The sequence below is a fragment of the Kaistella sp. genome, assembly GCF_049588135.1.
GTDB lineage: Bacteria > Bacteroidota > Bacteroidia > Flavobacteriales > Weeksellaceae > Kaistella.
This window is the reverse complement of the sequence record NZ_JBAVFG010000149.1, coordinates 1-25,319: the sequence shown is the minus strand read 5'-3', so window position 1 is coordinate 25,319 and position 25,319 is coordinate 1. Positions and strand designations below refer to the sequence as shown.

The 25,319-nt window shown below is 35.4% G+C and carries 26 protein-coding genes; 25 read left to right on the top strand and 1 reads right to left on the bottom strand.

Annotated elements, in window-relative coordinates; genetic code table 11:
* The first annotated feature begins 115 nt into the window (after positions 1-115).
* The 7 genes from WBY99_RS08685 (at position 116) to WBY99_RS08655 (ending at position 8,256) form a co-directional block, all read left to right on the top strand.
* Entirely contained in the window at positions 116-2,158 is a 2,043-nt protein-coding gene (locus tag WBY99_RS08685) for an endonuclease (protein WP_423975936.1), read from the top strand.
* Positions 2,159-2,318: 160 nt separating this feature from the next.
* On the top strand, positions 2,319-3,095 hold the full coding sequence (locus WBY99_RS08680) for an ion transporter (protein ID WP_423975935.1): 777 nt from the start codon (positions 2,319-2,321) through the stop codon (positions 3,093-3,095).
* 121 nt (positions 3,096-3,216) lie between these two features.
* Positions 3,217-3,954 (top strand): shikimate dehydrogenase family protein, encoded by a 738-nt coding sequence (locus WBY99_RS08675; protein WP_423975934.1) that lies wholly within the window; start codon positions 3,217-3,219, stop codon positions 3,952-3,954.
* 67 nt (positions 3,955-4,021) lie between these two features.
* Positions 4,022-5,974, top strand: coding sequence for a DUF349 domain-containing protein (locus WBY99_RS08670; RefSeq protein WP_423975933.1), 1,953 nt, complete (start codon positions 4,022-4,024; stop codon positions 5,972-5,974).
* 7 nt (positions 5,975-5,981) lie between these two features.
* A complete protein-coding gene (locus WBY99_RS08665; protein WP_423975932.1) occupies positions 5,982-6,572 on the top strand; it encodes a hypothetical protein in 591 nt (196 codons plus the stop codon).
* A 56-nt stretch (positions 6,573-6,628) separates the two neighbouring features.
* Positions 6,629-7,651 (top strand): bifunctional diaminohydroxyphosphoribosylaminopyrimidine deaminase/5-amino-6-(5-phosphoribosylamino)uracil reductase RibD, encoded by a 1,023-nt coding sequence (gene ribD / locus WBY99_RS08660; RefSeq protein ID WP_423975931.1) that lies wholly within the window; start codon positions 6,629-6,631, stop codon positions 7,649-7,651.
* A gap of 2 nt (positions 7,652-7,653) precedes the next feature.
* Positions 7,654-8,256: an IMPACT family protein gene (locus WBY99_RS08655; protein WP_423975930.1), complete on the top strand. Its 603-nt coding sequence runs from the start codon at positions 7,654-7,656 to the stop codon at positions 8,254-8,256.
* Between the two features lie 77 nt (positions 8,257-8,333).
* Here the strand turns inward: WBY99_RS08655 and WBY99_RS08650 are convergent, their stop codons facing one another.
* Positions 8,334-9,041 carry a zinc metallopeptidase gene (locus WBY99_RS08650; protein WP_423975929.1) on the bottom strand — a complete coding sequence of 236 codons (708 nt, stop codon included), beginning with the start codon at positions 9,039-9,041 and terminating at the stop codon, positions 8,334-8,336.
* A gap of 109 nt (positions 9,042-9,150) precedes the next feature.
* Between WBY99_RS08650 and WBY99_RS08645 the strand changes: the two genes are divergently transcribed.
* The 18 genes from WBY99_RS08645 to WBY99_RS08560 all read left to right on the top strand — a co-directional run.
* A complete protein-coding gene (locus tag WBY99_RS08645) occupies positions 9,151-10,290 on the top strand; it encodes a GTP cyclohydrolase (RefSeq protein WP_423975928.1) in 1,140 nt (379 codons plus the stop codon).
* 6 nt (positions 10,291-10,296) lie between these two features.
* Positions 10,297-10,485 carry a hypothetical protein gene (locus WBY99_RS08640; RefSeq protein WP_423975927.1) on the top strand — a complete coding sequence of 63 codons (189 nt, stop codon included), beginning with the start codon at positions 10,297-10,299 and terminating at the stop codon, positions 10,483-10,485.
* 116 nt (positions 10,486-10,601) lie between these two features.
* Positions 10,602-10,973, top strand: a complete 372-nt coding sequence (locus tag WBY99_RS08635) for an NADH-quinone oxidoreductase subunit A (RefSeq protein WP_423975926.1) — start codon at positions 10,602-10,604, stop codon at positions 10,971-10,973.
* A 40-nt stretch (positions 10,974-11,013) separates the two neighbouring features.
* Positions 11,014-11,571: an NADH-quinone oxidoreductase subunit B gene (locus WBY99_RS08630; protein ID WP_423975925.1), complete on the top strand. Its 558-nt coding sequence runs from the start codon at positions 11,014-11,016 to the stop codon at positions 11,569-11,571.
* A 5-nt stretch (positions 11,572-11,576) separates the two neighbouring features.
* Entirely contained in the window at positions 11,577-12,071 is a 495-nt protein-coding gene (locus WBY99_RS08625) for an NADH-quinone oxidoreductase subunit C (protein WP_423975924.1), read from the top strand.
* Between the two features lie 66 nt (positions 12,072-12,137).
* A complete protein-coding gene (locus WBY99_RS08620; protein ID WP_423975923.1) occupies positions 12,138-13,361 on the top strand; it encodes an NADH-quinone oxidoreductase subunit D in 1,224 nt (407 codons plus the stop codon).
* Between the two features lie 140 nt (positions 13,362-13,501).
* Positions 13,502-14,011 carry an NADH-quinone oxidoreductase subunit NuoE gene (gene nuoE / locus WBY99_RS08615; protein WP_423975922.1) on the top strand — a complete coding sequence of 170 codons (510 nt, stop codon included), beginning with the start codon at positions 13,502-13,504 and terminating at the stop codon, positions 14,009-14,011.
* Between the two features lie 54 nt (positions 14,012-14,065).
* On the top strand, positions 14,066-15,421 hold the full coding sequence (gene nuoF / locus WBY99_RS08610) for an NADH-quinone oxidoreductase subunit NuoF (protein ID WP_423975921.1): 1,356 nt from the start codon (positions 14,066-14,068) through the stop codon (positions 15,419-15,421).
* A gap of 199 nt (positions 15,422-15,620) precedes the next feature.
* On the top strand, positions 15,621-16,346 hold the full coding sequence (locus WBY99_RS08605; protein ID WP_423975937.1) for a hypothetical protein: 726 nt from the start codon (positions 15,621-15,623) through the stop codon (positions 16,344-16,346).
* A gap of 72 nt (positions 16,347-16,418) precedes the next feature.
* A complete protein-coding gene (locus WBY99_RS08600; protein ID WP_423975920.1) occupies positions 16,419-17,417 on the top strand; it encodes a 2Fe-2S iron-sulfur cluster-binding protein in 999 nt (332 codons plus the stop codon).
* Positions 17,418-17,419: 2 nt separating this feature from the next.
* A complete protein-coding gene (nuoH, locus tag WBY99_RS08595) occupies positions 17,420-18,481 on the top strand; it encodes an NADH-quinone oxidoreductase subunit NuoH (protein ID WP_423975919.1) in 1,062 nt (353 codons plus the stop codon).
* 53 nt (positions 18,482-18,534) lie between these two features.
* Positions 18,535-19,083 (top strand): NuoI/complex I 23 kDa subunit family protein, encoded by a 549-nt coding sequence (locus tag WBY99_RS08590; protein ID WP_423975918.1) that lies wholly within the window; start codon positions 18,535-18,537, stop codon positions 19,081-19,083.
* A 1-nt stretch (position 19,084) separates the two neighbouring features.
* Complete coding sequence (locus WBY99_RS08585) at positions 19,085-19,579, top strand: NADH-quinone oxidoreductase subunit J (RefSeq protein ID WP_423975917.1); 495 nt, start codon at positions 19,085-19,087, stop codon at positions 19,577-19,579.
* A 4-nt stretch (positions 19,580-19,583) separates the two neighbouring features.
* Positions 19,584-19,913: an NADH-quinone oxidoreductase subunit NuoK gene (gene nuoK, locus WBY99_RS08580; RefSeq protein WP_423975916.1), complete on the top strand. Its 330-nt coding sequence runs from the start codon at positions 19,584-19,586 to the stop codon at positions 19,911-19,913.
* Positions 19,914-19,919: 6 nt separating this feature from the next.
* Positions 19,920-21,815 carry an NADH-quinone oxidoreductase subunit L gene (nuoL, locus tag WBY99_RS08575; protein ID WP_423975915.1) on the top strand — a complete coding sequence of 632 codons (1,896 nt, stop codon included), beginning with the start codon at positions 19,920-19,922 and terminating at the stop codon, positions 21,813-21,815.
* 3 nt (positions 21,816-21,818) lie between these two features.
* On the top strand, positions 21,819-23,312 hold the full coding sequence (locus WBY99_RS08570) for a complex I subunit 4 family protein (protein ID WP_423975914.1): 1,494 nt from the start codon (positions 21,819-21,821) through the stop codon (positions 23,310-23,312).
* Positions 23,313-23,396: 84 nt separating this feature from the next.
* A complete protein-coding gene (locus WBY99_RS08565; RefSeq protein ID WP_423975913.1) occupies positions 23,397-24,776 on the top strand; it encodes an NADH-quinone oxidoreductase subunit N in 1,380 nt (459 codons plus the stop codon).
* A 105-nt stretch (positions 24,777-24,881) separates the two neighbouring features.
* A partial coding sequence (locus tag WBY99_RS08560) for a class I SAM-dependent methyltransferase (protein WP_423975912.1) occupies positions 24,882-25,319 on the top strand: 438 nt, incomplete at its 3' end.

Genomic DNA, 25,319 nt, shown 5'->3' with positions numbered 1-25,319 from the left:
CAATACATTCTCGTAATTATTCTGAAAAGAACAAAAAATATCAACCTTTTATAAAAAAATCATTTTTGCTTTATATTTTTATATACCTTTGCCCTCCAATTTTATCTATATTATAATGAAAAAATTCACTACCCTTTTGCTTGGCTTTATGTTTTCTATAGCATTAGCACAAGTTCCTGCCAATTACTACAATGGCACCGACGGTTTAACAGGTGCAGCTTTGAAAACAAAACTAAGTACCATCCTTAATAATGGTGCTTTAAGCAAGAGTTACGATGCTCTTTACACGGCATATCCCACGACCGATTCTGATCATTACTATGAAAATGACGGTAGTGTTTTAGATATGTATTCTGAAAAACCATCAGGAGCTGACCCTTACAATTATCAACATGGCGTAAAAAAATGTGGAAATTACAGCTCTGAAGGAGATTGTTATAACCGCGAACACGTTATTCCTCAGAGTTTTTTTGGATCCAAATCGCCAATGGTTTCAGATATTCATTTCATCCGACCAACAGATGGTAAAGTAAACGGCATGAGAAGCAATTACCCATTTGGTGCAGTTAATAACCCTTCATTCACTTCAAAAAACGGCAGTAAACTAGGCTCTTCTGTTTCTGCAGGATATGGCGGAACTGTTTTTGAACCAATTGATGAATTCAAAGGAGATATTGCAAGAATGGTTTTTTATTTTGTAACAAGATATGAAGACAAACTTTCAGGATTTTCTACAGGAAATATGTTAGGTGGTTCTGCTTTTCCAGGATTGCAAAATTGGGAAAAAGATGTGCTTTTAGCGTGGGCAGCACAAGATCCTGTTTCACCAACAGAAATCGAAAGAAACAATGCTGCCTATGTTTATCAAAATAACAGAAACCCTTTTATTGATCATCCAGAATGGGTGCAAAAGATTTGGGGAACTCAAGTTGTAGATAACGAAGCCCCTTCAACCCCAACCAACTTGGCCGTCAATTCTACTTCAACAGCAAGCGCTAACTTATCTTGGACTGCTTCTACCGATAATATCGCAGTAGCCTATTATAAAATTTTTGTAGATGGAACTTTCCACAGCAATGCAAGCTCGAACTCAGCTACTGTTTCTGGTTTAACACAAGGAACGACTTATAATTTCTATGTGATTGCAGCTGATGCAGCCGGAAATTTATCGCCACAAAGTAATACCGCGACAGGAACTACAATCATTGATACCGAAGCTCCTACTTCGCCAGCAAATCTTACAATATCTTCAGTAGGCACCAATAATATCGCTGTAACCTGGTCTGCCGCTACCGATAATATCGGAGTAAGTTCTTATGACATCTATGCTAATGGGGTACTTAATGGTTCAAGCACCGATACTCAGGCGAATATTGCCAATCTAGATCCTTCTACTACCTATACCATTTATGTACAGGCGAAAGATGCAGGCGGAAATATTTCTCCATCCAGTAATTCGGTTACTGCAACTACCCTTGCAATTGGTCTAAATTGCGGCGACGAAAATTTCGATTCAATCCCAACAAGTTCTTCCACCTATTCCACTTATAACTGGACGAGTAATGGCATTTCTTGGACTTCGGAAGATTCCAGAACAGATCAAACCATCAACGGAAAAGCACTTACCATCAGAGATGGTTCCCTTACTGCATTATCAGCTCCGAACGGAATTGGAGATTTAAAAGTAACTACTCAATTGAAATTTTCAGGAACCGCAGGAACATTGAAAATCTTCGTAAATGGTACTGACACTGGAAAAACGATTCCTTACAGCACCACAGCAACTACCACAACGGTAACAGGAATTAATGCTTCCGGAACAGTAGAAATTACTTTGCAAAACAGCAGCACAAGCAACCGAGTAGCGATTGATGATATGAAATGGACTTGCTATGCACTTGCAGCCGTAAACGAAAGTACTGCAAACAAAAATGCAATCACTATTTCTCCAAATCCTGTAAAAAATGGTGAATTGAATATTATAGGAAAAAATCTAGCTCAAATATCAACTGCCCAAATCTTTGATTTTACTGGGAAACTAGTTCAATCTGTTGCACAACCTTTCAAAAATTCAAATAAAATAGCTTTGAAAAATTTATCGAAAGGCGTTTATATTTTGAAAGTTGAGAACAGCACCTCGAAATTTATTGTTGAATAAAAACAAATAACAAGACTTTTTCAAGACTGATGGTTTTCATCAGTCTTTTTTTTAATTTTGAACCATTAATCAACTCTGACATTAGATAAAATCATGTATTTCTAAGTTCTTTTCTACAATCAATCTCAAAATAAATTTTCATTTTCACACCAAATTATCTATGTTTAAAAAAAAGGTTTACGATTTCATCAATTCTAATTTATGGTTTCAAAAGTTTATTTATACTTTGATTATCTTCAATGTACTTTCATTGATTCTTGCTTCTTATAAAGAAATATTCGCTCAGTTTCAATCTTTTTTTGAAATATTCGAATTTTTTTCCGTCACCATATTTTCAATCGAATACGTATTAAGATTCTGGACTGCAGATTTGAATTTCGAAAAAGGAACAGGATTTTCAAAAAGGTTTAAATTCAGCTTGTCCACTTATGGTTTAATCGATTTAATTGCGATTTTACCGTTCTATTTGCCTTTAATTTTTCCTTTTGACTTAAGAGTTCTCAGAATCCTTCGATTATTTCGTCTCCTTAGAATTTTTAAACTTGGGAGATTATCAAAATCGCTGCAGACTATTGTGAGTGTGCTAAAAGATTCAAGATCAGAATTATCGCTCACTTTATTTGTAGCCTTCATCCTGTTAATATTATCATCAACTTTAATGTTTTACGTAGAAAATGATGCGCAGCCAGATAAGTTTGAAAACATTGGGCAATCGCTTTGGTGGTCAGTTGCCACCTTAACCACCGTGGGATATGGCGACATCTATCCCATTACTCCTTTAGGCAAACTTCTAAGTTCTATCATCGCCATCATTGGAATTGGTGTCCTTGCTTTGCCAACTGGAATCATCAGTTCTGCATTTATCAACAGACTACAAATGGATAAAGAAACTACTAACGAATGCAAATGTCCCAACTGCGGAACAAAATTTAATTAAATAACAAACATAACCATTTGTCTGACAGATAATTGGATTTAAAAACTGGAAACAAAACAAATTCACAAAATAAAACATCTCAAAAACGGAGATATACTTCCCTTTTTATTATTTTTGAACCATGGATCAGCAAATCAAATTTGGACTTATCGGGAAAAACATTTCCTACTCCTTCTCTAAAAATTATTTCGAAAATAAGTTTAAAAAACTATTTCTAAAAAATCACAATTACAATATTTTTGATTTAAATGATATTGCAGAAGTTGACCAGCTTTTTAATGATGTTGATCTTATCGGTCTTAATGTGACCATCCCTTATAAAGAAAAAATCCTTCCTTATTTAGATGAACTCAGTGATGAGGCAGAAAAAATCGGTGCGGTAAATACCATTCTCATTAAAGATAATATCAAAAAAGGATTTAATACCGACGCTTTTGGTTTTGAGAAAACGCTTTTACTTCATAAAAAAGAAAATCATCGTTCAGCATTAATTTTAGGAAATGGCGGTGCTGCAAAAGCAGTAAAATACATTTTAGAAAAACACAGAATTTCTTTCCAAACAGTTACCAGAACTGGTGATTTGAATTTTGAGAATTTGACTAAAGAAATTGTTGCAGAACATCCATTAATTATTCAATGTACTCCGGTTGGCACTTTTCCGAATGTTGAAGATTGCCTTAACTTTCCATTTTCTGGTTTAACTTCGGGACACTTAGTAATCGACCTTATTTATAATCCAGAATATACCTCATTTATAAAAAAAGCCGCAGAAAATGAAGCAAAAACAGTAAACGGTTTTTATATGCTTGAGCAACAAGCAGAAAAAGCGTGGAAAATTTGGAATGTTCAAAAAAAATAAGTTAATTTAGTGCATCGTTTATGATTTCAAATAAACTGACAAAAAAAAAATTAATAAAAAGACTGCTATGATTACAGAAGATTCCCTTTCTGAGAACCACGAGAAAGAACCGATTTCAAAAGAAATAACAGCTGAAAACCCAACAGCAACAAAGACTGAATCACCTTTAGAAACTCCAATAGACACCGTTATAGAAGAGCCTAAAGAAGCTGAAAAAGCGGAAGAATCTCCGAGTGAAATTCAACCAATCGATAAAAACCAGTCTTCTGAAGCAGAAATTAAAACAGCTATTTCCGAAAAATCGGTAGAAAAAGAAGAGGAAGAACATCATGAAGAGGAACTAGAAAATTTGGAGAATTTATCTTTACCTGAAGTTCTGGTTTTAATGCAATCCATCATTAACAAAGAAGATGCTGGTGCCCATTTTAGAAAATTCAATCAACTAAAAGAGCAGGCAAATCATTTGATTCACGATCAAACTGAAGATTTAAAAAATGAATTCGTTAGTGCAGGAAATCCCGTAGAACTATTCAGCCATCAACATCCTTCGCAAGCCAAACTTTCTACTTTACTCAATATTTATCGCGAAAAGAACGATGAATACCACAAAAAACAAGAAGAAAATCATCTTATCAACTTAGAACACCGTCAGACGATTATCGAAAATCTGAAAAATCTCTATACCAATACCGAAGCAGGAACCAATCTTTTCAAAGCGATTCGCGACATTAAAGAAGAATGGAAAAATGCCGGACAAGTTGCAAAATCAGAATTCAAAATACTGAATAACAACTACTTCCATCATTTGAATCAGTTCTATCAAATGCTCGATATGAACAAAGAATATATGGAGCAGGAATTTGCGCATAATTTAGAAAAGAGACAGCACATCATTGAAAGAGCCAAGGAATTGCAACTAGAACCTTCTGTACAAAAAGCGCTGAATGAGTTGCAGTATCTTCATAAACTTTGGAAAGAAGAAGCAGAACCTGTTGCTGAAGAATTTAGAGAAAAAACATGGGACGAATTCAAGGAGATTTCAAATAAAATCCACGATAGAAAATCTGAATTAACGGAGCAAATCGATAAAGAGCAAAACGCAAACTTAGTTCGTAAGAACGAAATCATCGAGGAAATCAAAAAAACGGCTGAAGCCACCAAAGAAACCAATCATAATTATTGGCAAAACTCCATTAAAAAAGTGGAAGGCTTGCGCACCGAATTTTTAAAATTAGGAAATGTACCAAGAAAAATTTCAAATCAAAATTGGAATGATTTTAAAGAACATTTACGAAATTTTAATATTAAGAAAAATGAATTTTACAAAGGTTTAAAGAATTCTCAACAAACAAACCTTGATGATAAACTGAAATTAATTGCAACCGCAAAAGACAATATGTTGTCTGAAGATTGGGAAATCGTGGTTCCTTTATTCAAAAAATTACAAGAAGATTGGAAAAAAATTGGTCACGTACCAAGAAGCATGACCAACAAAGTTTGGGATGATTTTCGGGAAGCTTGCAATACTTTTTTTAATAACTACAGAGAGAAAAATAATACGGCAAACGACAATTGGAAAGAAAATTTCAAGAGTAAAAAACAACTTCTAGAAGAATTAAAAGAAATCGGTAACGAAGAAGGAAGTGTTGAAAAAATCGAGCAGATTAAATCGAAATGGAATAATATCGGAAAAGTACCAAGAGAGAAAATCACTATTAATACCGAGTTCAATAAAGTTCTTCGCGACAAACTGAAACTGAACAAGATTCACGAATATGATCTGAAAGAAGAAGGACTTTCTGAAAATCAAGTGACCGATAAAGCCAGAAAAATTAAAAACCAAATTGCTGATTTAGACGCTGAAATTGTAAAAATGGAAAACAACCTCGGATTCTTCAGTAACTCAACAAGAGAAAACCCTTTGTTAAAAGAAACGTACAAGAAAATCGATGATAAAAAGGCTCAACTCGAAAGCATGAAACAAAGTCTGCACAGTATTCTCATTGGCGAAAATCAATAAAGAAATCATGTTAAAGAAAATAATTCTACTGCTGTTTATAAGTTCTTTATCTTTTGTTAAAGCGCAAGACAATATGCAGGATTTATTGTCAATTCCGAATCCGATTGAATATGATGGTACCGAATATTTTATCTCCTGGAGCAAACCAATGTCCAAAACATTATATCGCCAGCAGTATTTACCTAGTGACGAAAGAACTGAAGACTTCACGCAACTGCTCGATTTTTCTTATTTCACTAAGGAAATAGAAATGGAATCGGCGGTTCGTCAAAAAACAGAAGCAATACAAAACAGAGCAAAAACAGATAAATTTGCAAAAGTAAATGTGATTGAAAACCCAGACGGCACAGAATATATTGTCGATTATTTCATCTCTGAAAGTCCCGAAAAAGGAGATTCTTATATCGAGTATAATGTCTATCGTTTCAAGAGCTATAACAATGGTAGCGAAAAAAGCTTCCTTATTTTATCTCAGGCAAAAAGAATGTATGGCGATTTAAAATCTGCATCGAAATCTTTGGCAAGACAAAGAGATCATCTCATTACCACGATGATTGAATTCAAAATTCCGGAAATAAAAGTGGTGGCAAAAAATTAATTTTTAATAAAAAAAAAAAAAACACTCGGCAACTCGTTGGGTGTTTTTTAATTCTGATGAATCACGAAATTTACATCAAACGCTGCATCGAACTTGCCCAAAAAGCACTGGGAAAAACCTATCCGAATCCTTTGGTTGGAAGTGTAATCGTATATAATGACGAAATTATTGGCGAAGGATTTCACGAAAAAGCAGGACAACCTCACGCAGAAATCAATGCGATTAATTCTGTAAAAAACCCCGAACTTTTGAAGGAATCTACGATTTATGTTTCGCTCGAACCTTGTTCGCATTTCGGGAAAACACCTCCTTGCGCCAACAAAATTGTGGAAATCGGTTTTAAAAAAGTAGTGATTGGAACTTTAGATTCTCACGAAAAAGTAAATGGAAAAGGGAAACAAATTATAGAAAACGCAGGAATAGAAGTTGTTTCGGGAGTTTTGAGAAAAGAATGCATTGATTTAAATAAAAGATTTTTCACGTTTCATCAAAAGAAAAGACCTTTTGTGATTTTGAAATGGGCAGAATCTGCTGATGGTTTTCTGGATAAAAATTTCAAACCAACGCAAATCGGAAATGATTTAACCAAACAATTTGTGCATCAATTAAGAAGTGAAGAACACGCCATTTTGGTTGGAACAAATACGGCTTTAACCGATAATCCGAGCTTGACAACGCGAGAGGTTTCGGGCAGAAATCCAGTGAGAATTTTAATTGATTTTGATTTAAAAGTTCCGAGAAATTTCAATATTTATAATGATGAATCGGAAACTTTGGTTTTTAATGCGGTGAAAAATTCGGAAGAAAATAATGTAAAATTCATTACAATTGAAAAGGAAAATTTCTTAGAAAATTTAATGCAGAAATTATACGGAAACCAGATTCAATCGGTGATTATCGAAGGTGGAAGTTTTACTTTAAATCAATTTATTAAAGAAAATCTTTGGGACGAAGCGATTATTATTAAAAATGAAAATCTGATTTTAGAAAATGGAACGAAAGCGCCGAAATTTGATTTTAGACCTCAAAAAATCGAAAATTTCAGAAATAACAATTTGAAATTCTATAAAAATTATTGAACTTGGAATTCTCCTACAAAACCATAAAAAGCCCGATCGAAAATATCCTTCTGAAAGAAAAAGGAAGCAAATTTATTGGTTTTGCTTTTCCGGTGAATAATGAATTGGAATTAAAAATAAGTTTAGAAAAAATAAGAACCGAACATCCGAAAGCAACGCACCACTGCTACGCTTTTCGATTGGGAATGAACGGCGAAAATTACCGCGCAAACGACGATGGCGAACCCAACGGAAGCGCAGGCTTGCCAATTTACAATCAACTTTTGGCGCACGAAATTACCAATATTTTATTAATTGTTGTGCGATATTATGGCGGAACAAAACTCGGCGTTTCGGGTTTGGTAAAGGCTTACAAAGAATCGGCAAAACTCACTTTAAACGAAACAGAAATCATCACCAAAGAATTAGAAAGCGATTTGGAAATTGAATTTAATTTCAACCAACAAAATCAAATTTTCACTTTACTGAATAAATTCGATGGAAAAATCCTGGATTTTCTGACCGACGAAAAATGCAAAATTATCGCAAAAATAAAAACCTCTCAAAAAGAAAACATCTCGGAACAATTGTCCGAGATGCAACATATTTCTTTTGAATTTTTGTAATGTTTACTGGACAAGTTTCGACTTGTCCCTATTTGGCTCTCCCGATAGTTATCGGGATTACTTTTTACTTGGCTCTTTTAATCCCTTCTTCCCATCAACATTGAAGCCCAATACATTAGTTGCGCTAATGAACCCAATGCTGCTACCACATAGGTTCTGGCAGCCCAAGTCAAAGAATCTTTTACACCAACATATTCTTCAACGGTAACTGTGCCTGTGTCTTTCAACCATTTCATCGCACGATTACTTGCGTCATATTCTACGGGTAAAGTAACAAAAGAGAAAAGTGTTGTCACTGCAAACATTGCTACACCAATAGCGAGAACCGTTGTATTTCCGTTTGGATTTTCGATGGTTCTGGTTGCGCCCATTAAAACGATACCACCAATTAATACAAACTGCATTAAATTCGAACTGATATTAACCATCGGAACCAATTTTGAGCGAAGTTGTAACATTGAATATCCAACTGCGTGTTGCACTGCATGTCCACACTCGTGCGCTGCAACTGCCGCTGCGGCAGCATTTCTTTGCATATAAACGCCTTCTGATAAATTAACTGTTTTATCTGCTGGATTATAATGGTCGGTCAGTTGTCCTGGAACCGAAATTACCTTAACATCATTAATACCGTTGTCTCTTAACATTTTTTCTGCGACTTCTTTTCCGGACATTCCGTTGCGCAAATGTACTTGTGAATAATATTCGAATTTTGCTTTTAACCTGGATGAAACCAACCAACTTACCAACATTGAAATCCCAATAATTACATAATAACCTGTCATTTTTTCTTTTTTATCTATATTTTATAATCGACTATGTATTAATAAAAAACGTGCCAAAGTTTTTAGTTTTGGCCGAATGATTTATCTTTGTTTTCTCAAACTAAAACTGATGATTGTGATTACGATTCTTGAAGTAAAAACCAATGCTGATTTAAAAAATTTCATCAAATTTCCGATGGAACTTTACAAAAGTAATGAAAATTACGTTCCGCCTTTAATCAATGATGAAAAAAACATTTGGAATCCCAAAGAAAATGCGGCTTTGGACTATTCTGAATTTAAAAGATACTTGGCTTACAAAGACGAAAAAATTGTTGGCAGAATCGCTGTGATGATTAATCATAAAGAAGTTAATGAATTAGGAATCAACAAGGTGCGATTTGGATGGTTAGATTTTATCGATGATTTAGAAGTCTCAAAAGCATTGATTCAGAAAGCGATTGATTATGCGAAAGAAAAAAGCATGTCGAAAATTGAAGGCCCGATGGGATTCACCAATTTAGATAAAGCAGGAATGCTGACCATGGGTTTTGATAAAATCGCAACGATGATCGGTTTATACAACTTTGAATATTATCCAGAACATTTAGAAAAATTAGGTTTAATTAAAGAAAAAGAATGGGTAGAATTCGAACTGGATTTTCCTACGGTTTTATCGGAAAAAATACAAAAATTCAGCAATTTGATTGCCGAAAAATACAAATTAAGAGTCCTTCACTTTAACAATAAAAAGGAAATCCTCCCTTATGTAGAACCCATGTTTCGATTATTAGATGAAACTTATAAAACCCTTTCAACCTACACTCCAATTACTGATGAGCAAATAAAAACTTACCGAGAAAAATATTTCAGTTTTATTGACAAAGATTATATCGTATGTATTGTCGATGAAAATAACGAACTAATTTCTTTTGCAATCACGATGCCTTCTTATTCGAAAGCCCTTCAGAAAGCCAATGGTAAATTATTTCCTTTTGGTTGGTATCATTTTTTACAGGCGGGCAAAAAAAACCTCAGAGCCAATTTCTATCTTATCGGCATTCATCCAGATTACCAAAGACGTGGTGTCACTTCAATTATATTTAAAGAAATCTGGAGGAACTTTAGTAAAAAAGGAGTTAAAATTCTTGAAACAAACCCTGAACTCGAAGAAAATAAAAGTGTACAAGTTCTTTGGCAAGATTACAATCCTGTAAATCATAAACGCCGGAAAACCTATTCAATGGAAATTGGTAACGAAAAAAACTAAGACGAAATGAAGAAACAACTTTATATCTACGTAGCGATGATTATTGCATTCATCGTGTACAACCAGTTTTTTCAGGTTAAAGACGAACGACTTAATGAAGGAATAAATATTCTCTTTGCAAGTTTTCTTTTTCTATATATCGGTTATTTAGCCTATTTGGTCTTGAAAAGAATAAAAGATACCAAGAATAAATAAATTATATGCTTGCCATACATTTAAATTTTATTTGATATCAATCATATTTAAGGGTTATAATTTTTTCTATTATACTTAATTCCTTAAATTTGCATGATTAAGAAAATAATGTAAAGATGAATCTTCCTGAAAATTATATCCCGATTATTATTCAGATTGCGGTTGGTGCGGGTTTCGTTTTACTCTCCATCTTAGGAACCCATTTTTTAGGACCAAGACAAAAATCAACGTCCACTAAAAAGAATGAAAGTTTCGAATGCGGTGTAGAAGTAGAAGGAAATGCAAGAACTCCGTTTTCTGTAAAGTATTTTCTAACCGCAGTACTTTTTGTATTGTTTGATATCGAGATTGTCTTTTTTTACCCTTATGCGGTGAACATCCGTGAATTCGGTGTCGAAGGTTTCTTCGCAGTACTTACTTTTATCTCTGTGTTTTTCATTGCTTTCATCTATGTATGGAAACGCGGTGCACTCGATTGGGATAAATAATCTGAAAATTTGAATTTTTAGTAACTTTAAGAAAATTAAAATGTCTGATAATAAACCAGTAATAAGAATGGATGCCGAGGCTCCAGAAGGTTTTGAAGGAGAAGGTTTTTTCGCCACCAAACTCAGCAGTGTGATTGGTATGGCAAGAAAATTCTCACTTTGGCCCTTGCCTTTTGCTACATCATGCTGTGGAATTGAATTCATGGCGACACTCAATCCAACTTTCGATGCCTCAAGATTTGGTATGGAAAGAAACTCATTCTCACCGAGACAAGCAGATATGTTGATGGTTTGTGGAACCATTTCAAAAAAATTAGGACCTGTTTTAAAACAAGTTTACACCCAAATGGCAGAGCCAAAATGGGTAATCGCTGTTGGTGCATGTGCATCAAGTGGTGGAATTTTCGATTCTTATTCTGTATTGCAGGGAATTGATAGAATCATTCCGGTAGATGTTTACGTTCCCGGTTGTCCGCCAAGACCTGAACAAATTATTGAAGGCGTCATGCAGGTTCAAGCCCTTTGTGAAGGTGAAAGTATTCGCAGAAGAGATCTTCCCGAATACCAACAAATATTAGCATCATACGATATAGATTAATAGAAATGACAAACGAATTTGTTTTAGAAGCAATTACCAGAGAGTTTCCCGAATCCGTAATTTCGCATGAGACCCCTTACGATTTTTTAACTTTAGAAATAAAAAAAGAAGACATCAAAAAAGTGATTCATTATTTAAAGGATTCTTCTCTTCAAATCAATTTCCTAACTGATATTTGTGGAATTCACTACCCTGAAACTCCAGAAAAAGAAATCGGCGTGATTTATCATCTTCATAATATGATGACTAATTTCCGAATTCGTTTGAAAGTTTTTATGACCAGAGAAAATATTGAAGTAGATTCTATGACTGACCTGTACGCTGGTGCAAACTGGATGGAAAGAGAGACTTTTGATTTCTACGGAATTAAATTTAAAGGACACCCTGATTTAAGGGTAATCCTGAATATGGAAGATTTAGGTTATCACCCTATGTTAAAAGAATATCGATTGGAAGACGGAACCAGAACCGACAAAGACGATAAAATGTTCGGAAGATAAAAAAAGCAAATAGCTTGTGGCAGTTCGCATTATGCAATCAGCCAAAAGCCAAAAGCCAAAAGCATTATGAAAGACAACGCACTCTCAGATATACTGAACCAACACGATTCTAAGGAACAAATTGACGGTCAATTATATACCTTAAATCTTGGTCCAACTCACCCAGCGACTCACGGAATTTTTCAGAACGTCCTTACGATGGATGGTGAAAGAATTTTGCATGCCGAACAAACGGTAGGTTATATTCACCGTGCTTTTGAAAAAATTTGTGAAAGAAGAAATTTTACCCAAATCACCACTTTAACGGATCGAATGAATTATTGTTCGGCTCCCATTAATAATATAGGATGGCATTTAACTGTAGAAAAACTACTCGGTTGCGAAATTCCTAAACGTGTAGATTATATGCGTGTAATTATGATGGAGTTGGCAAGAATTTCAGATCACTTGATTTGTAATGGAGTTATTGCGATGGATGCTGGTGCGATTACAGGATTAACCTATCTTTTCCAGGAAAGAGAGAGAATCTACGAAATGTATGAAGAAGTTTGTGGAGCGAGATTGACTACCAACATGGGAAGAATCGGAGGATTCGAAAGAGATTTCACTCCAAAGTTTCATGAACTAATGAAAACTTGGCTGAAAAAATTTCCAGCAGTTTGGAAAGATTTCTGTGTTTTGAATGAAAGAAACAGAATCTTTATGGATCGAACAATTAACGCCGGACCTATTTCTGCAGAAAGAGCTTTAAGTTATGGATTTACTGGTCCTAACTTGCGAGCAACAGGAGTAGACTACGATGTACGTGTTGCTCATCCGTATTGCTCTTATGAAGATTTTGATTTCATTATTCCAGTAGGAACTACGGGAGATACTTATGACCGATTTATGGTTCGCCAGCAAGAAGTTTGGGAAAGTTTTAAAATTATCCAGCAAGCATACACCAATTTACCAGAAGGACCTTTCCATGCTGATCTCCCAGAGTTTTATCTTCCGGAAAAAGCAGATGTATATAACAATATGGAAGCCTTGATTTATCACTTTAAAATCGTAATGGCAGAAACTGAAGTTCCAAAAGGGGAAGTTTATAATTGTGTTGAAGGTGGAAATGGTGAATTAGGATTTTATTTGGTAAGCGATGGTGGAAGAACACCTTATCGACTACACTTTAGAAGACCTTGCTTTATTTATTATCAGGCGTTTCCAGAGATGATTCAAGGAGGTTTAATTTCAGATGCAATTGTTACTTTGTGCAGCATGAACGTCATTGCAGGTGAATTGGATGCATAAAATTGAATAAGTAATAAGAGAAAAAAAATAGATGAAAGATGAAAGACTTTTCAACTTTTATCATTAAAAAAATTAAATAGAATATAGAACAATTTCAGAGTCTTTACTTTTTGTTCTTAGTTCTTTAATCTATAAAAATAATGAGCGAAACGATTGCTTTTAAACCTGAAACATTAGCTCAGGTCCATAAAATTACTGCGAGATATCCTGCAGAAAGAAAAAAATCAGCGTTGATTCCCGTGCTTCATTTGGCACAAAAAGAATTTGATGGATGGTTACAAATTCCAGTAATGGATTATGTTGCCGAACTTCTTGAGATTAAACCCATCGAGGTTTATGAAGTAGCAACATTCTACAGCATGTTCAATATGAAACCTGTCGGAAAATACGTTTTAGAAGTTTGTCAAACAGGACCATGTATGTTAAATGGTAGCGATGAAATCATCAACTACATCAAAGAAACTTTAAGCATCAAAAACGGCGAAACTACTGCCGATGGACTTTTCACGCTGAAAACAGCAGAATGTCTTGGTGCTTGCGGTTACGCACCCATGATGCAATTGGGGAAATTTTATCATGAACATTTAACAAAAGAAAAAGTAAATGAAATCCTGGAACTTTGCAGACAGGGAACGCTTGCTTTGGATTAAAATAATTATAAAAAGCTAGAAGCAATACGCCAATAGCTAAAAGCATATATTAAAATGAGTAAAAAACTTTTACTTAAAGACGCCCATATCGAAGGGATCCGCACTTTCGACGTTTACCGTAAACAAGGCGGTTACGATGCTGTGGAAAAAGCATTCAAAATGTCTCCCGACGCCATTACCGAAGAAGTGAAAACTTCTGGACTCAGAGGTCGTGGTGGCGCAGGTTTCCCAACTGGAATGAAATGGAGTTTCCTCGCAAAACCAGAAGGCGTACCAAGATATCTGGTCGTAAATGCCGATGAATCCGAACCGGGAACTTTCAAAGACCGGTATTTGATGGAGTATATTCCACACTTGTTAATCGAAGGAATGATTATTTCCTCTTTCGCTTTGGGTGCTCACACCGCGTACATTTACATTCGTGGTGAATTTGCTTGGATTCCAGATATTTTAGAACAAGCGATTGAAGAAGCAAAAGCTGCAGGATTTTTAGGGAAAAATATTTTAGGAACTGGCTTCGATTTAGAGATTTACGTTCATCGTGGTGCTGGTGCTTATATTTGTGGTGAAGAAACTGCCCTTTTAGAATCTCTGGAAGGCAAAAGAGGAAACCCTCGTTTGAAACCACCATTCCCAGCAGTGAAAGGACTTTGGGAATGTCCGACCGTTGTAAATAACGTAGAAACCATTGCTGCCGTAGTTCCAATTATTAATATTACTGGAGCAGAATATGCGAAAATTGGAGTTGGTCGATCAACAGGAACAAAATTAATTTCCGCTTGCGGAAACATCAACAAACCAGGAGTTTACGAAATCGATATGACGATTACCGTTGAAGAATTTATTTATTCTGATGAATATTGCGGCGGTATTCCTAATGGTAAAAAACTAAAAGCCTGTATTCCGGGTGGAAGTTCTGTACCTATTGTTCCGGCGAATTTATTATTAAAAACCATCAACGGAGAACCGAGATACATGAATTATGAATCTTTGGCAGATGGTGGTTTCGCAACTGGAACCATGATGGGTTCAGGTGGATTTATCGTTTTAGATGAAGACCAGTCTGTAGTTAAACATACGATGACTCTAGCCCATTTCTACGCTCACGAAAGTTGCGGACAATGTACTCCTTGTAGAGAAGGAACGCCTTGGCTTTATAAGATTTTGAAAAAAATTCACAGCGGACAAGGAACATTAAATGATATCGATTTATTGTGGGACGTTCAAAGAAAAATAGAAGGAAACACGATTTGTCCGCTCGGTGATGCCGCCGCTTGGCCAGTTGCCGCTGCAATTCGACATTTCCGTGATGAGTTCGAATGGTATATTGATAATCCTGAAAGTCAAACAAGAAATTACGGTTTAGCACATTATGCTGATCCAATACCAGTGGCTGCAAAAGCAGAATAAGATGAAGAAGTTCTTTAAAATTTTTGTATTCCTTTTTGTAGGATTGAATTTTGCTTTTGGGCAAAAACAAGATAGTTTGTCAAAAATGCTTACCAGAAGAATTGGTTCATTAGATATTACAGAGTCAAAACCAAAAACTGATTCTATAATTTGTTATCTATTTGAAAAGAAAACAAATCCTTTGACTAAAAAAGGTCAAATGTTCGTTTTCTACGGTTGGAACAGAGGCGCATTCAGCAATTCTGATATTCACTTTAAAGGAAACGACTACGATTTTCAGTTGAATAATGTGGCTGCAACAGACCGACCTACGAAATTTGGATTGGTTTATTTTGATCCGGCTTGGTTTACGGTAACGCAGTATAATTTCAGAATAGGATATTTTATTAAAGATAATTTAGCTTTAGTTTTGGGAATCGATCACATGAAATATGTGATGAATCAAAACCAAACCGTCGATTTTTCAGGAACAATTTCTGACCCGAAATATGCAGCAATGGTACAAAACGGGCAGGTAAATCTCGCAGATGAAAAGTTTCTGACCTTTGAACATACCGACGGATTGAATTATGAAAATTTAGGTTTAGAAAAATATAAAAACATTTATTCCCGAAAAAATATAGATATCGTTTGGAGTTATGGCGGTGGACTTGGAGTAATGTTCCCGAAAAGTAATGTGAAACTTTTTGGAAACGAAAGAAGCGATCGTTTTCATGTTGCAGGTTTTGGAGCAGATGCAAGAACGAATATTAATTTTGTTTTCTGGAATCATTGGATGGCAAGAGTTGAAGCAAAAGCGGGATACATCAATATGTGGGACATTAAAACGACATTAAATAATAAACCTGATAAAGCAAGCCAGAATTTCGTTTTCGGACAAATTAATGCAGGAATCGGATATACTTTTAATACAAAGAAAAAATAGATAACGTGAATGATAAGATCTTAGTTTCGGATTCATCTAAAATCCAAAATTTAAAATCTAAAATCTTTAAATATGAGCGAAGAAATTAAAAAATTCAAAATAACCATCGATGGACAAACTACCGAAGTTTTGCCTGGAACTTCTATTTTGGAAGCAGCAAGACAAATCGGAGGTAAATCTGTACCACCCGCGATGTGTTATTACAAACCGCTAGAATCAAGCGGCGGTAGATGTAGAACTTGTCTGGTAGAAGTTTCTAAAGGTTCTGACGCTGATACACGACCAATGCCAAAATTAATGGCAAGTTGTAGAACAAGCGTAATGGACGGAATGGAAGTGAAAAACCTTACCTCTGAAAAAACGCAGGAAGCAAGAAAAGCGGTAACCGAATTTCTGTTAATCAACCACCCTTTGGATTGCCCAATTTGTGATCAAGCTGGTGAATGTCATCTTCAGGATTTAGGTTATGAGCATGGTTTAGAAAAAACAAGAACAGAATTCGAAAGAAGAACCTTTGAGCCGGAAGATATTGGTCCTAATATTAAATTAAATATGAACCGTTGCATCTTGTGTGCAAGATGTGTTTTGGTAGCCAATCAATTGACTGAAAATAGAGAGCACGGTATTTTGTTCCGAGGCGAACATGCGGAAATATCAACCAATTTGAACAAAGCGTTAGAAAGTGATTTCATCGGAAATGTAATTGATGTTTGTCCAGTTGGTGCATTAACAGACAGAACTGCGAGATTTGCAAGCCGAGTTTGGTTTACAAAACCAATGAATGGAACTTGCGAATGTTCAAAATGTGCAGGTAAAGCGGTCGTTTGGATGAAAGGCGAGGAAGTTATTCGGGTAACTGCCAGAAAGGACCAGTACGATGAAGTACAGGATTGGATTTGCGACGATTGTAGATTCCATAAAAAGGATTTAAAATTTTGGACGATTGAAGGACCACGTCATATCGATCGCCATTCAGTGATTTCTTTGAACCATTACGAAAAACCTAAAAACATGATTAGTCTTTTGGATAATCCAGATGCAAAAGAACTCAGTGAAAAAGACGTGAAATAATTATGGAGTTAATTACTTTTAAAATAATATTAGTTGTTGTACTTTTCGCAGTATCGCTAGGTGTTGCCGCCTATTCAACATGGGGCGAAAGAAAAGTGGCTGCAATTCTTCAAGACAGAATTGGGCCGAACAGAGCAGGTCCTTTCGGGATTTTACAACCTTTGGCCGATGGTGGAAAATTATTCTTCAAAGAAGGATTTGTGCCACAGGGAGCTGATCGTTTTCTATTCTACATCGGGCCAGCATTAACCATGTTCATTTCCTTAATTACCGGAGCGGTGATTCCTTGGGGAAAATCTTTGAGTATCGGAGGAAATTCTTTTGACATCCAGATTGCTAATATTGATGTTGGCGTTTTGTATTTGATCGCAATGGTTTCCATTGGAGTTTACGGAATGATGATTGGTGGTTGGGCTTCTAATAATAAATACTCGTTGATTGGTGCAATTCGTGCTTCATCACAAATGATTTCTTATGAACTGGCGATGGGTCTTTCTCTTCTATCTATTATTTTAATGGCGGGAAGTTTAGATTTACATTACATCACTTCTTCACAAGGGGTAGGAAAAATATGGGGTTTTATTCCGGCAGATGGAATGAACTGGAATATTTTTTATCAGCCTTTGGCATTCCTTATATTTTTTATTGCTGCAATGGCAGAAACAGGTCGTGCACCTTTTGATTTACCTGAATGTGAATCAGAGTTGGTAAATGGTTTTATGACCGAATATTCGTCGATGAACTTCGGACAATATATGTTCGGTGAATATGTGAATATGTTTATTTCTAATGCTTTAATCGCTACTTTATTTTTCGGTGGATTTAATTATCCTGGTATTAACTGGGTTTCCGAAAATTGGGGAGAAAATATTGCTGGAACTTTAAGTATTTTCGCAATTTTAGGAAAAACGGTATTTGGAATTTTAGTATTTATGTGGATTCGTTGGACGATTCCGAGATTTAGATATGACCAGTTAATGCATTTAGGGTGGAAGAAATTAATCCCATTGGCATTAGTGAATTTAATAATTACTACTGCAGTAATTGTTTTCTTCGCACATTAATTAAAATAGAAGTTTTAATGCAACACTGAAAAGTGAGGCTAAAACCCATCAATATGAAACTGACAAACAGATCAAAAGTAGTCTCGAACAAAGAGATGACTTTTATGGAAAAATTATACCTCCCAGAAATTTTCAAGGGAATGTCTATTACTTTAAAGCATGCGATAGCAGGGCCGAAAGGAAAAGTATGGTCTTATCCTGAACAAATAAAACCAAGAGCAAAAATTTGGCGTGGACTTCATGTGTTAAAACGTGATGAAGAAGGCAGAGAAAGATGTACTGCTTGCGGACTTTGTGCGGTGACTTGTCCAGCGGAAGCAATTACAATGACAGGTGCTGAACGAACGAAAGACGAAATGAATCTGTATCGTGAAGAGAAATATGCATCGGTTTATGAAATCAATATGTTGAGATGTATTTTCTGTGGTCTTTGTGAAGAAGCTTGTCCGAAATCTGCAATCTATTTAACCGATCGTTTGGTGGATGTAGAAACCAATCGTGGAAGTTTCATTTATGGGAAAGATAAATTGGTGGAAAAAATCAATGAAAGAATTGATATTACGGAGCGTCAAAGTGAATTGCAAAAAAAATCAGTAAAATAGTATGGAACAAATCATATTTTTCTTCGTAGCATTTTTGGCGCTGGTAAGTGCATTTTATTTTGTTTTTTCAAAAAATGCGATTTACTCAATTTTATCACTCATCGTGACTTTCTTTTCGGTTGCTGCATTATATATTTTGCTCAATGCGCAGTTTTTGGGAATTGTACAAATCATCGTTTATGCAGGTGCAATCATGGTATTGTTCCTTTATATTTTAATGATGTTGAATTTGAATAAAGAAGATGAAAGTAGAAAGAAAAACCTTCCAAAATTCATCGGAGTATTCTCTGCAGGATTATTATTGGTCGGTATTTTAGGAGCATTCAAAGGTTTAAACCAAAAAACATTTGCAGGTGATGTCGATACCTCTGTTGGTTTAACCAAAAACTTGGGTAGATTATTGTTTAACGAATATGTTTTGCCTTTCGAATTGGCTTCCATCCTTATTCTTGCGGGAATTGTAGGAGCAGTTTTAATTGGTAAAAAAGATTTATAGAATTATGGGAGAAGTAAATTCATTTATACAAGTAGTACCTTTAGAATATTTTATTATTCTAAGTTCTATTCTGTTTAGTCTCGGTGTAATGGGGGTTTTAATCCGCAAAAATGCCATCATCATTTTAGGATGTGTAGAGTTGATGCTGAATTCTGTAAACCTTTTGCTCGCTGCGTTCTCATCTTATAAAGGTGACGGAAACGGGCAGATTCTGGTTTTCTTCATCATGGTGGTTGCCGCTGCGGAAGTTGCCGTAGGTTTAGCAATTATCGCGATGCTGTACAGAAATACAAAATCAGTAGATATCAGTATTTTTAATAAATTAAGAGGATAATAAAGGATGGAAAATTTAGTTTACGCGATTATACTTTTACCACTTGCAGGATTTCTGATCAACGGATTATTCGGAAAAAAGCTTCCGAAGATGTTGGTAGGAACTTTGGCAACGGCTGTGGTATTTGCTTCATTTATTATTGCTTTGAGTTTATTCTTAAAGTTTAATGCAAATTCACAACCCGTTATTGTAAGAGCTTTTGAATGGTTCAGGATTAATGGAATTCAGGTGAATTTCGGTTTTCAAATCGATCAGTTATCATTAATGATGATCATGATTATTACGGGGATCGGTTCTTTGATACACCTCTACTCTATTGGCTACATGAGCACTGACGAAGGTTTTCATAAATTCTTTTCTTATCTGAATTTATTTATCTTCATGATGTTGCTTTTGGTAATGGGAAGCAATTATTTAATTCTTTTCATCGGATGGGAAGGGGTTGGATTATGTTCTTATTTACTCATCGGCTTCTGGTACAAAAACAAGGAATATGGTGCAGCAGCAAGAAAAGCCTTCATCATGAACCGTATTGGAGACTTGGGAATGATTATCGGGATTCTGATGATTGCCTCTCAAACCAATGCTGTCGATTACCTTTCTGTTGCTCAGAATTCAGGGAAATTCGAATTAGATTCTACGGTTATTATTTTCATCACCGCGAGTTTATTTATTGGAGCTGTCGGAAAATCTGCACAGATTCCATTATTCACCTGGCTTCCTGATGCGATGGCCGGACCAACTCCGGTTTCTGCATTAATCCACGCTGCAACCATGGTAACTGCCGGGATTTATTTAGTAGTCCGTTCGAACTTCCTGTTCTCATTAGCACCAACTACAATGGACGGAATTCTCTTCATCGGATTATTGACTGCTTTAGTAGCTGCATTTATCGGTCTTCGACAAAATGATATTAAGAAAGTATTAGCTTATTCTACCGTTTCTCAGTTAGGATTTATGTTTGTTGCAGTTGGTGTAGGTGCATACACTACCGCAATGTTCCACTTAATGACACATGCCTTTTTCAAAGCGTTGTTATTCTTGGGTTCAGGTTCGGTAATTCACGCAATGAGCGGCGAACAGGATATGAGATTAATGGGTGGTTTAAAGAAAAAAATTCCAATTACCCATATTACTTTTTTAATCGGAACATTAGCAATTTCTGGATTTCCATTCCTTTCCGGGATGATTTCTAAAGATGAAATCCTGGCAAATGTTTACGGAAGAAGTCCATATCTATGGATAATTCTTTTCATCATTGCAGCAATGACGGCGATTTATATGTTCAGAGCATACTACTTAACTTTCCACGGCGAGTTTAGAGGAACTGAAGAACAGAAAAATCATCTTCATGAAAGTCCTTTAAATATGACCTTACCATTGGTCGTTCTTGCAGCGCTTTCGGTTATTGGAGGTTTCATTAATCTTCCACATTTTATCGGTCACGGCAGCTATGCAAAGTTAGGAACTTGGTTACAGAATATTTACGTTTATGATGTAGAACTTCCTGAAGTTCCTTTGATGACTGAAATGATTCTTTTAGGTTTAACCGTTTTAATGTTCTTCGTGGTATGGTTTGTTGTTAAAAACATCTACGTTAACAAGAAAAAAATGGCTTTACCAGACGAAAATTATACTGGCTGGGAAAAATTGTCCAACAAAAAATTATATATCGACGAATTAAACAACGCTACATTTGTGAAATTTATCGAAGGGCTTGGCATCGCTGGAAATATGTTTGACAAAGGCATTCTAAAAAGATTTGTCGATTACATTGGTATCGGAGCAGAAGATTCTGGAAAAGCCGCAAAAAAGCTACAGAACGGAAATGTAGAGAATTATGTTCTCATCATGTCTCTGGCAATCGGAATTATATTAATTGTTAACTTTATATTACAATAGTAAATGTCATACCTATTATTAACATTACTGCTTTTACCTCTTATAGGCTCAGTATTGGTGTTCGCGTGGAAAAATCCCGCCAGTAAATATCTTGCATTAGGAATTGCATTTGCACAAATGTTATTGACCTTTTATATGCTCTCGAATTTCGATTTCAAACCTACCGTTGACGGAGTTTTGCAATACGAAATCAATTATCCTTGGTCCAATTATATCAAGAGTAATCTTCATTTCGGTATTGATGGAATGAGCATGTTGATGTTGTTATTAACCAACATTTTAACACCGCTTATTATTCTTTCTTCCTTTAATGAAAAACCAGGATATAGAAATACTTTCTACGGATTAATCTTGTTGATGCAGTTTGGGTTAGTAGGCGTTTTCACTTCTTTAGATGGTTTATTATTTTACCTTTTCTGGGAAGTTACCTTGATTCCAATCTGGTTAATCGCCGGCATCTGGGGACAGGAAGACAAGAAAATTCAGTTTACAACAAGATTCTTTGTGTACACTTTTGTCGGGTCGCTGTTTATGTTGATTGGTTTAATCTACGTTTACAATCACTCCGCATCATTTGCGTTGACAGATTTGTATAATGCAGATTTAACTTCAGGAGCGCAAACCGTAATTTTCTGGTTCATCTTCTTTGCTTTTGCAGTGAAATTACCGATATTCCCTTTTCATTCCTGGCAGCCAGACACTTATACCTATTCACCAACACAAGGTTCCATGTTACTTTCGGGGATTATGTTGAAGATGGCAATATATGGTTTATTAAGATGGTTATTACCGATTACGCCAGAACCAATCTTAGGAATTTCTGGACAAATCGTATTGGTACTCGCAATTATTGGCGTCGTTCATGGAGCTTTAATTGCCATTATTCAAAATGATTCAAAACGTTTAATCGCTTATTCTTCTTTATCTCACGTTGGATTAATGACTGCCGGAATTATGGCATCTGCAATCTTAACGATGAAAGGAACTTTAATGATTGAAGGTGGTGAAGGTGCATTAGTTCAAGCATTCGCTCACGGGATCAACGTGGTGGGATTATTCTATTGTGCTGATATTCTTTACAAAAGATTCAAAACCAGAGACATCCGAAAAATGGGAGGTTTGGCAAGAGTCGCTCCAAAATTTGCTGTGTTCTTTTTAATCATCCTATTAGGATCAATTGCACTTCCTTTAACCAATGGTTTCGTAGGAGAATTTATCTTAATTAAATCGATTTTCGATTATAGTATTCTCGCTGCCGTAATCGGTGGAACAACCATGATCTTCTCTTCCGTTTACCTTTTCAGATTTTATGGAAAAGCTATGTTTGGAGAAGGAGATGAAGAAATTTTGGCAAGTGCGGGCGATTTAACAGGCGTTGAATTTTCAGTATTGGCAAGTTTAGTCATTTTTGTACTATTCTTAGGAATATTTCCACAGCCAATCCTCGATATGGTGCACAGTTCATTGAAGTTTATTTTCACTTCAATGATGAATTAATAAAATTAATAATTAAGAAATAAAGAGATCGAGACCAGGACGAAATCTGAAATCTCAAATCTATAAATCTCAAATCTATACTCAATGAGCGTTTTAATAATTATATTCCTTACCGCAGTTATCGCATTATTTGCGGGTGTTTTTGAACAGGGAAAATTCTCAAGATACATTGGTATTTTGGGACTGATGATTGCTTTTTATGTCAGTTTCTTACCAGAAATTTCATTCTTCAGCCAATACCAACACATGTTTGAGTTTGGAGCAAATGCTGCAATGTTTACTAAAATAGCGATTGTTACTACCATATTATTATTTTTCTTGGGAGGTTTTTCGTTTAGCAATCACCGAAATCACCAATCAGAATTATATGCATTAATGTTATTTTCATTAAGCGGAGGAGTCATTTTATTTAGTTTCCAAAACTTGCTGACTTTATTTTTGGGAGTCGAAATTCTTTCTATTCCACTATATGTTTTAGCAGGAAGTAACAAAACAGATTTACGGTCCAATGAAGCCTCAATAAAATACTTCCTGATGGGCGCTTTTGCCACAGGATTCCTTTTATTCGGAGTTGCCTTAATTTACGGAAGCAGCGGAAGTTTTGATTTGTATAAAATTCATGAATTTGCGGTAACAAATCCGAAAAACTTAATGTTTATTTTAGGTGCCGTTTTAATGTTGGTTGCTTTAGCTTTTAAAGTATCTCTCGCACCTTTCCACATGTGGAGTCCAGATGTGTACCAAGGGTCGCCCTCGCTCATCACTGCATTTATGATGTCGGTTGTAAAAATCGCTTCTTTCTTTGCGTTCTTTAAATTAATGACAATTGGGTTCATCGGAATCACTGCAGAATGGATTAATATTATCGGAGTTTTAATCATTATTACTCTATTCCTAGCCAATGTTATGGGATTAGCACAAACCAATGTAAAAAGAATGTTGGCGTACTCTTCCGTTTCTCATGTCGGCTATTTATCATTGATTTTTTATGGAATGAATAGTTTGTCAAGCTACAATCTAGCATTCTATTTATTCGCTTATTCATTGGCAACAGTGGGCGTTATGATGTGTCTCATCTGGGTAGAAAAACTGAAAAGAGATACTTCTTATGATGCATTCAAAGGATTAGGACATACAGAACCAATTCTGGCTGTAACTGCAACAGTATCATTATTATCAATGGCTGGTATTCCTTTAACCGCAGGGTTCATGGGGAAATTTGCCATCTTCGCACAGGCGATTGACCAATCACCATTCTTGGTTTTGGTCGCTGTTTTAGGATCTGCAATTTCAATTGCCTACTATCTTCGTTTAATCATGGCGATGTTCTTCCCGAAAGAAAGCAGTTTCAAAACTTCAGAAAGAGTTTCCTTAACTTACAATATCGTGGCGATATTCATCGTTATTGCAATTATTGCTTTAGGAATTTTTCCCGATTTGTTTGCAAAACAATTTGGATTATAGAAACTTTTCAATAAAAATATTTAAAACGCAATTCTTTATGAATTGCGTTTTTTTTAGTGGATTTTTCGGATATTTGATTCATCATTAATGATAAAAATAATTAAAATGAATGTTGAAGAAGCGTACAATTTTTGGTCGGAACAATATGATACCAATCTAAACAAAACGCGAGATTTAGAAGCTGTATCTTTGAGAGAAACACTAAAGAACATCGAGTTCGAAAACTGTCTGGAAATTGGTTGTGGCACAGGAAAAAACATAGAATGGCTTCTCACAAAAGGCAAGAAAATTTTGGGCATTGATCTTTCGGAAAATATGTTAGAATTTGCTCAACAGAAAATAAAAAATGAAAATGTACAATTCCAGAAAGTTGATATTACTAAAGAATGGAATTTTACGTCTGAAAAATTTGATTTGGTTGTTTGCAGTTTGGTTTTAGAACACATCGAAAATCTTGATCGAATTATTAAACTTATTGCTGAACGACTCGCAAACAAAGGAATTCTTTACATTGGCGAACTTCATCCGTTCAAACAATATTCT